General features: G+C 34.3%; 11 protein-coding genes and 1 pseudogene. All 12 read left to right on the top strand.

Annotated features, from left to right (window positions below; genetic code table 11):
• Nucleotides 1-288: 288 nt before the first annotated feature.
• Nucleotides 289-1746, top strand: a complete 1458-nt coding sequence (locus CD172_RS00610; protein ID WP_103345144.1) for a DUF6056 family protein — start codon at nucleotides 289-291, stop codon at nucleotides 1744-1746.
• A 460-nt stretch (nucleotides 1747-2206) separates the two neighbouring features.
• On the top strand, nucleotides 2207-2869 hold the full coding sequence (locus CD172_RS00605) for a Wzz/FepE/Etk N-terminal domain-containing protein (protein WP_103345143.1): 663 nt from the start codon (nucleotides 2207-2209) through the stop codon (nucleotides 2867-2869).
• A gap of 16 nt (nucleotides 2870-2885) precedes the next feature.
• A complete protein-coding gene (locus CD172_RS00600; RefSeq protein WP_103345142.1) occupies nucleotides 2886-3593 on the top strand; it encodes a polysaccharide biosynthesis tyrosine autokinase in 708 nt (235 codons plus the stop codon).
• Nucleotides 3590-4360 (top strand): tyrosine-protein phosphatase, encoded by a 771-nt coding sequence (locus tag CD172_RS00595; protein ID WP_060551790.1) that lies wholly within the window; start codon nucleotides 3590-3592, stop codon nucleotides 4358-4360. Before CD172_RS00600 ends, CD172_RS00595 begins: the two co-directional genes overlap by 4 nt.
• 28 nt (nucleotides 4361-4388) lie before the next feature.
• A complete protein-coding gene (locus tag CD172_RS00590; protein ID WP_103345141.1) occupies nucleotides 4389-6197 on the top strand; it encodes a polysaccharide biosynthesis protein in 1809 nt (602 codons plus the stop codon).
• 10 nt (nucleotides 6198-6207) lie between these two features.
• Entirely contained in the window at nucleotides 6208-7242 is a 1035-nt protein-coding gene (locus tag CD172_RS00585) for a nucleoside-diphosphate sugar epimerase/dehydratase (RefSeq protein WP_103345140.1), read from the top strand.
• Between the two features lie 3 nt (nucleotides 7243-7245).
• Nucleotides 7246-8355, top strand: a complete 1110-nt coding sequence (locus CD172_RS00580; protein WP_103345139.1) for a polysaccharide biosynthesis C-terminal domain-containing protein — start codon at nucleotides 7246-7248, stop codon at nucleotides 8353-8355.
• A 2-nt stretch (nucleotides 8356-8357) separates the two neighbouring features.
• Entirely contained in the window at nucleotides 8358-9485 is a 1128-nt protein-coding gene (wecB, locus tag CD172_RS00575) for a non-hydrolyzing UDP-N-acetylglucosamine 2-epimerase (protein ID WP_103345138.1), read from the top strand.
• On the top strand, nucleotides 9482-10093 hold the full coding sequence (locus tag CD172_RS00570) for a CatB-related O-acetyltransferase (protein ID WP_234022038.1): 612 nt from the start codon (nucleotides 9482-9484) through the stop codon (nucleotides 10091-10093). The genes wecB and CD172_RS00570 overlap by 4 nt, the downstream gene beginning before the upstream one ends.
• Nucleotides 10094-10110: 17 nt before the next feature.
• Nucleotides 10111-11220: a glycosyltransferase gene (locus CD172_RS00565; RefSeq protein WP_103345137.1), complete on the top strand. Its 1110-nt coding sequence runs from the start codon at nucleotides 10111-10113 to the stop codon at nucleotides 11218-11220.
• A gap of 21 nt (nucleotides 11221-11241) precedes the next feature.
• On the top strand, nucleotides 11242-12438 hold the full coding sequence (locus CD172_RS00560; RefSeq protein WP_103345136.1) for an O-antigen ligase family protein: 1197 nt from the start codon (nucleotides 11242-11244) through the stop codon (nucleotides 12436-12438).
• A pseudogene (locus CD172_RS12850) lies at nucleotides 12410-12749 on the top strand (capsular biosynthesis protein); the annotation flags it as partial. The gene CD172_RS00560 and the pseudogene CD172_RS12850, both read left to right, overlap by 29 nt.

Here is a 12749-nt window from a genome sequence, read left to right as displayed (position 1 = left end):
CCATCCTGTTTAGAAAAGTCAACATAACATAAGCTGTTACCCCTTATAAAGTAATCACGTAAAAAATGAATACTTTATAAGGGGTTTTTGTATGTGGAATGAAAACAATGACTATGATTGCTATCCAACTCATGTTTACTTTAAAAAATTGTATTGTTGATATATTAAAAATATGAAGGGGAGATTGAGTATATATTTAATTTTTGTTGATACATATGTTTAAGTTAGAAATTCATAAAAAGTTTTAATATAATATTTTCAAATTATTGAGTAAAGGAAATGGGTTGAATGATGACAACGATCTTTCGCCATCAGTGGTTGCTATTAATCATTTTTACGTTTTATTTAATCATGAGCATCTTAACGCCACTCATACATGACGATTTACAGTGGGGAAGTGCATATGGTATCGACATGTTAAGAGAAGGATTCCAGTCTCTAAATGGTCGTTACCTCGGCAACACCTTTGAAATCATTGCGGTACGCATCCCTGTATTAAGATTTATCAGTTATAGTGTGTGTGCTTTGAGCGTGATTGCATTAATTTTTCAATTTCAGACGGATATGAAATCTCAATGTAGTGAACGGAATTTCTCTTATCTTGTCATTTTTATGTTTATGTTGTTGATTCCAACCACAATGTATAGTCAAATCTATGGTTGGTTTGCAGGATTTTATAATTATGTTCCCGCAACGTTATGTACACTCTTTCTATTACGATGTTATTTAAAACTCTATGAAGGATGGTCATTGACACGGCTTGAACGAAATGTAGCCTTACTATTGGCACTTATAGGTCAATGGTTTATGGAAAATATGACTATTTTTAATGTCGTTATCATTGCATTACTCATCGTCATGCTATGGTTTAAATATAAAACGATATCTTTGACGACGATTGCTTTATTTTTTATGAGTTTTTGTGGGGCGATCATCATGTTTTTAAATCCAAATTACATGAATATTTTAGCTGGACACTCACATTATCAAAAAGTTTCAGATGATCAACATGGCATAATTGCCAAAGTCATCGGGACACTTTTTACACAATTTCCTGAGCACTTGATTTATGAACCTATTTTAATTTTAACGATTATTGCTCTATTTTTGGTGCTTTTTATACGTCATAGCACATGCACGCCGCTTCAACAATGGGGTTATACTATCGGTTTAATGTCCGCACCACTTTATACGTTGTTAGTTCGGATACCTTTTAATTTCCATGACAAGCATTCGGATGTCAGTGTTGCACTCATGAATGGCATTGTTGGGATGATTTTTTTAATCAGCCTCTTTATAACAATGAAAAAAGTGTTACCACCTGGACGAATGAAACGCTATAGTCTCGTATTAATGGGAGTCATACCGATAATGGTGGCGCCATTACTTGTTGTGCAACCCATAGGGCCGAGAAACTTTTTTGCGATCTATGTCATTTATGTCATTATTACGATGGGATTATTAACAAAGGTCAATTTGAAGCCACATCGACTGGTACTATGTGTGACAACTGTTATGGCAACAAGTTTTATTGTGATTTTTAGTATGATTTCAATTGCACAATATCAACGCATTCAATCTTTGGAAGCAGCGATTAAACAGAATCCATCTTTAACGTCTTATACTGTCGCACGTTTACCATTCGAATCCTATATGCAGCACTCTTCACCTTATGACGCAAAAAAGACTGAAATTTTTAAAACATATTGGAATGTACCTAAAAAAGTTAAATTACACTTTGAATAATGTTTGAACAGAAGGGATAAGTGTTATATCAAACTGAGGTTAAGATAAATTTAACGCCTTATCCATGCAAATGCATAACAAATTATGAGGGTAACTTATTTCGAAAGTGCTTTCATAACGAGGGTGGGGTGACAATGTAGTCACTCCACTTATTGTTTGCAACATTTATTTATTGGTTTCAGATTTTGAGATTTATGCATTTAAATATTTATTTTTACTATTATTATTAGGAAACTTGATGTATAATTTCTCTTAAAACGACCTTTTGAAATTAATGTACTTTTAAGTTAATTTTAATACATTAATAAGCTAAGGTTGTAAGTTGTGGGTTTTAAAAAAGAATTAAAATTGTTTGTTTATTTTGAAAATAGTGTTGTTATTTTTAGAGTTGAATGTAAATGTATGTTTGAACGCTTTTGATGTAATAACACTATTTAATTTTTTAATCTTGGAGGTCAACATGGACAGTACGTTAGATTTAAGCAGATTATTACATATTTTAAAGAAAAATTTGTGGTTACTTATTGGATTGCCGTTGTTGTTTTTAGTTATTAGCGCGATTGTGACTTTCTTTATCATGACGCCTAAGTATCAAGCAACCACACAAATTTTAGTCAATCCAAAACAAACGAACGATAATATGCTTCAACAAAACGTTCAGGGTACATTACAACAAGTGAATACATATGCAGAGATTGTGACGAGTCCTAGAATTTTAGACAAGACAGCAAAGAAATTAGACCATCGATATAAATCATCCGAACTTGCTGGAAAAGTCAATGTCGAAAGTTCAGCTGAATCACAAGTCATTAAAGTACATGTGGTAGATGTGAAAAAAGGTGAGTCTGAAAAAATCGCAAATGCGATTGCGAAAGTGTATCGCGATGAAATGCCAGACATTATGAATGTGGACAATGTGACAATTTTATCTCATGCAGATAATACAGCTCAACAAGTTTCTCCTAAGACGATGCTTAATTTAGTCGTAGCTTTATTTTTAGGGTTAATTTTAGCATTATTGTTTATTTTTATTAAAGAACTGACAGATACACGTATTAAAGATGAACAAGATATTGAAGATCATCTGAAATTACCAGTTTTAGGTTCAATTAAACGATTCTAGAAAGGATGAAACATCGATGTTTAAATCAAAAAAGCATAAAAAAACGGTAAGTGATAAAAAGAAACTCATTGTAGATCATACGCCGAAATCACCAGTAAGTGAACAATTTAGAGGGATTCGTACTAATATTAGCTTTTCAAATGTGAATGATGATTTAACTAGTGTTGTCATTACTTCAGCGCGTCCATCTTCAGGTAAATCAACTGTAAGTGCGAATTTAGCAATTACGTATGCGCAATCGAATTACCGAACGCTTATAATTGATGCGGATATGCGAAAACCGACACAACATTTTATCTTTGAACTGAGTAACAAAGAAGGTTTATCAAGCTTACTTTCAGGTCAATCTTCAGGGGATATCGCAATTAAACAAACGCATATAGAAAATTTAGATGTACTTACATCTGGTCCTGTGCCACCAAATCCATCTGAAATGTTAAACTCTAAAGCATTTAAAAATGTTTTTGAATCTGCGCAAGAAGTTTATGATTTTATCGTCATCGATACGCCACCAGTGAATTCCGTAACGGACTCACAACTTGTCGCAAAAGTATCGAAGCAAGTTGTATTAGTCATTGACGTTAACAATAATAACCGCAAAGAAATTCAACGCGCTAAAGAATTATTGGAAAAAACAGGCGCGAATCTCCTCGGTGTGGTGCTGAATAAGCTAAAAGGTAAAAGTGATGAATATTATGCGTATTATGGAGCAGAAGAACGATGACTGTGGACATTCATGCGCACGTCTTATATGGCATTGACGACGGACCTAAAACAGTTGAAGATCAACTTCAACTGTTGCGTCAAGCCGAGCAAGACGGCATCACGGATATTATTGCTACACCACATCACCTACATCCTATGTTTGATAACACATTTATAGAAATTGAACCGCAAGTGAAAGCATTAAATGAACGACTGATCAAAGAAGGTATCAACGTTAGTATTTATCCTGGTCAAGAAGTAAGAATCAGTGACCAGTTTTTAAAAGCACTTGACGAAGGTTTAATTCAAGGGCTCAATCATACGAAATATCTCCTCATTGAATTTCCTTCAAATCAAATACCAAATTATACGCAAGAATTATTTTATGAATTAAAAATATTAGGTTATGTACCAATCATTGCACATCCTGAACGCAATAAAATCATCATTGAAGATTTGTCATTATTATATAATCTTGTTGAAGCAGGCGCATTAAGTCAAGTGACTGTGGGCGCTTTGACTGGTAAACATGGCAAAAATATTCAAAAAGCAGCGATCACAATTATCGATAATCATCTGGCACATTTGATTGCCTCTGATGCGCATCATGTAGAGCGTCGACCCTTTAATTACCGAACATTACAAGATGCTAAATTAAATCAGACAACTTTAGATCGAATTGAACAGTTACAACATAACGCAAGATACATCCTTAATGGAGAAGAGATAGAAAAACTTCAGCCCGAAATGAACTTTAAAAAGAAAAAATGGTTTGGGTTGTTTTAGGGGTAAGTAGTTATAGGGGGAATGTCGAGTGTCTAAAGTACCCGCTCGCTTAAGATTTTTATTATTAATATTATTAGATTCCATCATTGTAACTGGATCTATTTTTATAGGTTACTACATATTAGAACCGTTTTTTGCAGGATATTCTGTAAGAGTACTATTATTATCATCTTTACTATTACTGTGTTCTCACCATTTGTTTGCATGGCTATTTGATTTGTACCATCGCGCATGGGAATATGCTAGTGTGAACGAATTGTTACTAATCGTAAGAGCAGTCACAGCATCAATATTGGTCACGGCATTACTCGTCCCATTGATAACCTTCAAGCCACCGTTTTTTAGACTTTATTTCATCACATGGATGATGCATCTGATTTTAATTGGTGGGTCAAGGTTATCTTGGCGCGTCTATCGTCGTGTATTTATGTCGGACAATGTAAAGAAGAAACCCACAATGATAGTGGGTGCAGGTGAAGGCGGTTCGATGCTTATTAATCAAATGTATCGCAGTCCTTACATGGGGATGGAACCTGTACTTGCTGTAGACGATAATCCTCGAAAGCAAAACATGCATATTGCGCAAGGGGTTAAAGTGCAAGGGACAACTCAAGATATCCCCGAATTGATTAAACGATTCCGAATTAAGAAAGTGATTATAGCCATTCCGACATTACCGCATAAACGGCTTCAAGAAATTACTAAAATAGCAGAACATCCAGGTGTGGAAGTATTAATCATGCCAGATATTGAAAGTGTGATGACGGGTGAACTTGAAGTCCAACAACTGAAAAAAGTTGAAGTTGAAGACTTACTTGGACGTGATCCAGTGGAATTAGATATGGCAGCGATTTCAAAAGAACTCACTGGACGTACCGTTTTAGTGACTGGGGCTGGGGGTTCTATCGGATCAGAAATATGTCGACAAGTGTGTAAGTTTGAACCTGAGCGCATTGTCTTAGTCGGTCATGGTGAAAACAGCATTTATTTGATTCATCAAGAACTCCAAGGATTATATAAAGAGCGTATAGACATCATTCCAGTGATTGCAGATGTACAAGATCGCGACCGCATCGAGATGATTGTTAAAGCACATCAACCTTATGTAATCTATCATGCGGCAGCACATAAGCATGTGCCTTTGATGGAAGCGAATCCGCATGAAGCTGTAAAAAATAATGTGATAGGGACTAAAAATGTTGCCGAAATCGCAAAACAATATGAAGTACGAAAATTCGTAATGATTTCAACGGATAAAGCGGTGAACCCACCTAATGTCATGGGGGCAAGTAAGCGTGTGGCTGAAATGATTGTTCAAAGTCTCAATGACCATTCAGGGAAAACCGATCTTGTCGCAGTAAGATTTGGCAATGTTTTAGGTTCAAGAGGTTCCGTAATTCCATTATTTAAAAAGCAAATTGAAGCAGGAGGTCCTGTAACGGTAACACATCCTGATATGACGCGGTATTTCATGACGATACCCGAAGCGTCGAGACTTGTTTTACAGGCTGGCACACTTGCTCAAGGTGGCGAAGTGTTTGTATTAGACATGGGAGAGCCTGTTAAAATTGTAGATCTTGCTAAAAATTTAATTCGGTTAAGTGGCTATAGCATTGAAGATATAGGCATTGAGTTTACAGGCGTACGACCTGGAGAAAAATTGTACGAAGAACTTTTAAGTGATGATGAAATACACCCAGAACAAGTTTATGACAAAATTTATCGCGGAAAAGTAAAAGAAGTGAGTAAGTCAGAAATCAACGCAATTTTAGATGAGTTAACACAACATTTTACGAAACAGCGTATTTTAGATATTGCAAATAATCATGATAAATAGGGTGATGTCGATGTTTAAAGATAAAACAATACTCATTACAGGGGGCACAGGGTCATTCGGCCAAGCTGTAGTGGATCGTTTTTTAGAAACAGATATAAAAGAAATTCGTGTTTTTTCACGCGATGAAAAAAAGCAAGACGATTTAAGAAAACAATACAATAACCCGAAACTTAAATTTTATTTAGGTGATGTACGTGACAGCTTGAGTGTTGAAACAGCGACACGTGGTGTTGATTTTGTCTTTCATGCGGCTGCGTTAAAACAAGTGCCATCGTGTGAGTTTTTCCCAATCGAAGCGGTGAAAACGAACATTTTAGGAACAGAGAACGTTATTCAAGCTGCTATTCGTGAAAATGTAAAAAAGGTCATTTGTCTTTCTACAGATAAAGCGGCATACCCAATCAATGCAATGGGCATTTCTAAAGCAATGATGGAAAAAGTATTTGTCGCTAAATCACGAAATGTTGATGCGGATGAAACGTTAATATGCGGGACGCGATATGGCAATGTGATGGCGTCACGCGGTTCTGTTATTCCGTTATTTATCGACAAAATTAAAAACGGTGAACCTTTAACAATTACAGATCCTGACATGACACGATTTTTAATGAGTTTAGAAGAAGCGGTGGAACTTGTTATCCATGCATTTAAACACGCCCATACCGGCGATATTATGGTTCAGAAAGCGCCAGCGTCAACAGTAGGAGACTTAGCACAAGCGTTACTTGAACTTTTCAATGCGGATAATGACATTAAAATTATTGGTACACGACATGGGGAAAAGAAAGCTGAAACGCTGCTCACACGTGAAGAATATGCGCAATCAGAGGATATGGGAGATTATTTTAGAGTACCGGCAGATGCGCGTGACTTAAATTATGATAAATATTATGAAAAAGGTAGTCATAAAATAACAGATGCGTACGAATACAATTCAGACAATACGCACCAACTGTCTATTGAAGAAATTAAAGAGAAGTTACTTACGTTGGAGTATGTCAGAAATGAAGTCGCAGCAGTTCAAAAAGCGCGCAAAGGGGAATAGAAAATGAAAGTTGTAATTACAGGTGCTAACGGCTTTGTAGGTCAAAACTTATATTACGATATGAAAGCAACGACGGACCATGAACTCCTCACTGTAACACGAGATACATCTGATTATGACCGAGAGCATGCTTATAAAATTGCAGACGTCATCGTCCATTTAGCCGGTGTTAATCGTCCAAAACATGAGGAAGAATTCAAAAAAGGCAACGTGTCATTACTTGATGACATGCTACGAATCGTTAAATCGAATCCGAAACATCCACGAATCATTTTATCATCATCAATACAAGCAGAGCGCGACAACCCTTATGGCAATAGTAAGCGTGAAGGAGAAAACGTACTTGAAGCTTTCAGTCAAGAAAATGGCAATGAGGTTGTCATTTATCGCTTCCCGAACTTATTTGGGAAGTGGTGTAGACCGAACTACAATTCTGTGGTCGCAACTTTTTGCCATAACATTGCACATGATGAACCGATTCAAGTTAATGATCCTAACGTGATGTTACGCCTTAATTATATTGATGATGTTGTTGAAGAATTGAAACGCGCAATTGAAGGGCATCCTACAATTGAAAATCATCGTCCTATCGTCCCACAAATATACGAAGTTTCATTAGGGGTTATTGCGGATTTAATTCAAAAATTCAAAGCAACGCGTACCAATCGACAACTTCCTAAACTAGACAATCCTTTTGAAAAAGCACTCTATAGTACGTATTTAAGCTATTTACCTAAGGATGCATTTAGCTACGATTTAGTTATGCATAAAGATACGCGTGGGTCATTTACTGAATTTATAAAATCACCAGACCGCGGACAAGTATCGGTTAATATTTCTAAACCGGGTATTGTAAAAGGGAATCATTGGCACCATACAAAAAATGAAAAATTTTTAGTTGTTAGTGGTGAAGGGGTAATACGATTCCGGAAACCTGGTGAATCGGACATCATAGAATATTTTGTATCAGATCAAAAATTAGAAGTTGTCGATATACCAGTAGGCTATACACATAATATAGAAAATTTAGGTGAGTCAGATATGGTGACAATTATGTGGGTCAATGAAATGTTTGATCCTGACCATCCTGATACCTATTTCTTGGAGGTCTAACTATGACGAAACTCAAGCTCATGACAATTGTTGGTACACGACCTGAAATCATCCGTTTATCATCAACGATTAAAGCGTGCGACCGCTATTTTAATCAAGTACTCGTGCATACAGGTCAAAATTACGATTATACGTTAAACCAAGTGTTTTTTGACGATTTAGAACTTCGCGCACCTGATTATTATTTAGAAGCTGTAGGGACGCATTTAGGAGATACAATGGGAAATATCATTGCAAAATCTTACGAAGTCCTTTCGCAAGAACAACCTGACGCATTGCTCATTTTAGGCGATACGAATAGTTGTTTATCGGCAGTCGCTGCAAAACGGCTTAAAATACCAGTTTTTCATATGGAAGCGGGGAACCGTTGTTTCGATCAAAATGTCCCTGAAGAGATTAATCGTAAAATCGTAGACCACGTGAGTGACGTCAACTTACCATATACGGAACATAGTCGACGTTATCTACTTGATGAAGGGTTTAAAAAAGAAAATATTTTCGTGACAGGATCGCCTATGAAAGAAGTGCTAGAAGCACACGCAGACAAAATTAATCATAGTGATGTGTTAAATACGCTCAATTTAAAGCCGCAAGAATATATTTTAGTCTCTGCGCATCGTGAAGAAAACATTGATCATGAGGATAATTTTATGTCATTAATGAATGCGATTAATGACATTGCAGAAAAATATCAAATGCCAATTATTTATTCAACACACCCACGGAGTTGGAAAAAAATTGAGGAACGTAATTTTAAATTCCATCCATTAGTAAAACAACTGAAACCTTTTGGGTTTTTTGATTATAATGCATTACAAAAAAATGCATTTGTCGTGCTTTCAGACAGTGGCACACTTTCAGAAGAGTCCTCGATGTTAAAGTTTCCAGGTGTATTAATACGAACTTCCACAGAACGCCCTGAAGTTTTAGATAAAGGTACCGTCATCATTGGCGGAATCACATATGAAAACTTAGTGCAATCTGTTGAAATGGCACGTGCCATGCAAAACAATAATGAGCCGATGATTGATGCGATTGATTATAAAGATACAAATGTTTCGATAAAAGTTGTAAAAATCATTCAAAGTTATAAAGATATTATCAATCGTAATACATGGAGAAAACTATAATGTCTATGATTTCAAAAGTTTTGAAGCTCTTTAAAAATCAATCGTCTAAAGAAAAAAATATAAAAATCAATCGGTTGGCTTATGTTCATAACAGTACGTTTGAGGGTCATAATTACATCGACCGTCTGTGTAAAATTAGGAACTGTCATTTTGGAAAGTATAGTTATGTCGGTTTCGAAAGTGATTTTAATAATGTAGAAATTGGGCATTATTGCTCAATCTCTTCTAATGTCAAAATGGGTCTAGGAAAACATCCAACACATTTGTTTAGCAGTTCACCAGTCTTTTATTCCAACAATAATCCATTTGGTTTAACATCAGCATATCTTAAGTTTGATGATCAACCACAGCGAACGATAATTAAAAACGATGTATGGATTGGAGCGAATGTTGTAGTAAAAGATGGCGTAACCATTGGGGATGGCGCTGTTGTGGCAACTGGCGCTGTGGTTACTAAAGACGTTGAGCCATATACAATTGTTGGTGGAGTACCTGCACAATTTGTGAAAAAGCGCTTTGATGATGAAACTATAAAAAAATTACAAGAGAGTCAATGGTGGTTAAAGTCACACACTGAATTAAACGCAGAACACTTCTCCATTGATTAAATGTGTAGGTGGTATATATGAAGATTTTAAATATCGTATCGAGTAATGTTGTTCAAGACCCCAGGGTGCTAAAACAAGTTGAAACCATTAAATCTGTTACTGATACGTATCTTATATTGGGGAAGAATAACGAAAGAGCTACAAATGAACGTTTAGCAAAATTGAACTTTAACTTAAAACTGTTAGGTAAAAAAATTGACGATACTAAAATGGTATCAAAAATTATCAATCGAATAAAATTTGCCTTTAACGTATCAAAGGAAATCAGGAAGTATCAACCTGATGTCATTCATGCGAATGATTTTGATGTTTTATTTATAGTGTTTTTATCTGGATACCGTAATGCAAAAGTGGTGTACGATGCACATGAAATTTATGCTAAAAACTCTAATGTAAACAGGATTAAGGTTTTATCATCTTTAGTTCAATTCATTGAAAAAAGAATCATTAAAAAAGTTGATAGCTTTATAACTGTAAGTTATGCAGCTAAAGAATATTACCTTAAAATGGGATATAAAAAAGAAGCTCATGTAATTACTAATGCTCCTATGTTGACTGATGTTGACTTATTAAGACAGAAACATAAATTATTTGAAGTTGTTTATCAAGGTCAGATTGTTTCAAACCGTGGTTATGATGAATTTATTCATGCTGCGAAAATTGAAAAAGATACACGCTTTGTAATTCGTGGTTTCGGTCCACTAGAGCATGAGTTAAAAGAAATAGTTAAAAAAGAGGATATTAATAACTGTTTTTTTGATTCTGCTGTTGAAATAAATGAATTAATACCTAAATTAACAGAAAGTCATATTGGTGTAGTATTAACTAAACCGGTATCGATAAATTATGAGTACACTGTTTCTAACAAAATCTTTGAATGTATTCATGCTGGATTACCAGTAATTTTATCGCCAGTAAAAGAACATATTTATTTAAATAATAGGTATAATTTTGGGATTGTCATTGACGAAGTGACGCCAGAAAATATAGCACAAGCGGTTAGAGAATTAAAGTCAGATCATTCTCTTTATCAATCTCTTAGAAACAATGCCATTCAAGCAGCACATCAATTAAACTGGCAAAAAGAAAGTGAAAAACTCAAAGCATTATATCTAACCAATTCATAGCTAGGAAGAGAGTGACCACAAATGAAGTACGTTGTTATTGCATCAATAATGAGTATGAATATATTTATCGTACTTTCAGGGTTAATGAAGGAAATATTTCGAATTCCGATTGAATCATTATACTACCCATCTCAAATATTAGTTGCTTTAATCACAAGTTTATATGTACTGATACGAATATTTAAAACGAAACGAGTCCCATTAGGAATCATTTTTTTAGTTAGTATTTTATTTTTAATTTATGCGAGCTATTTTATGTCTCCGCATAATGAGGAGAAGTTAGCGACTAACACTATTTTATTTTTCACTCTATGGTGTATTTCGGCTTCAATAGCAGGGGTTTATATTAAAGATATAGAGAAGGCACACGTAATTAAATTTTTTAAATTTATATTTACAATATTTTCTTTTACTTTTATTGGCATTATTTTAATACCTTATTTATTAGGGACATTACCAAGTTATATTTTATTTGGATTATTAAATTATCAAAATGCATCATATTTAGCAGCGTTTACTGTTGGTATTGGCTTATATCTCGTAATAGTAAATTCAAATAAAAACAATTGGTTTTACTATACATTCATTCTTTTAACCATACCATCGGTATTCATCCCAGGGGGACGTGGAGGAGCAGTATTACTGATTTTATATATTATTTTTTACATAATTGTTTTAACATTCAGGAAAAATGTTAGTTCTTTTTTAAAGTTATTTATTTACCTTATTGGTTTTGCTAGTTTTGCAATGCTTGTATATTTCATTGTCACATCTGCAGGAGAAAGCCGTACCTTCCAGTATATTACAAGTAATGGTATTGATATCCAGAATGGTTCTTCTGGACGAGCTCCAATATATCAAATGAGTACATTTTTTATTAGTCAACGTCCATTATTTGGTTACGGACCTTTTAATTATTATCATCTAATTCATAATATTCCACATAATATTTTTCTTGAATTTATGTTATCGTTTGGTTTTGTAGGCTTAGTTACAATATTAATATTATTTGGGATTATAATCGTTAGGTTTATTAAAAACTACGATTCAAACTCTATTGATCTATTGGTTGTTTTCATAGGCCTGTATCCTATTACATTACTTATGTTTAGTACTAATTATCTTGTTGTTAGTGAACTATGGTTCGTATTATTCTATATGCTTACAAAAAGAAAAAGGATAATTAATTATGGAAAAAAAGAACTTCATACTAGATAGTTTTAAAACAATAACTAGTACAATAATGGTTGCTTTTTCTTTGCAATTATTTGCGTATCCCACAATAAGTCATTCACTTGGTAGTGAAGCCTTTGGGGAAATATTAAGTGTTTATACAATTATTACTATTGCGAGTGTAATAATAGGCAATACACTTAATAATATAAGGATGATAAATGTAAGTGAATATAGCGAAAATTTTATATATAAAAATTTTATATATATATTGGTCATCTCTTGTTTAATAGAGAGCGTCATATTGATCATACTTTTCCATTATTTTTATAAAATAGATACTCTCACTATAATAT

The organism is Staphylococcus agnetis (assembly GCF_002901865.1).
Classification (GTDB): Bacteria; Bacillota; Bacilli; order Staphylococcales; family Staphylococcaceae; genus Staphylococcus; species Staphylococcus agnetis.
The sequence above is the reverse complement of the archived record's forward strand: the minus strand, read 5'-3'. Positions and strand labels throughout refer to the sequence as shown.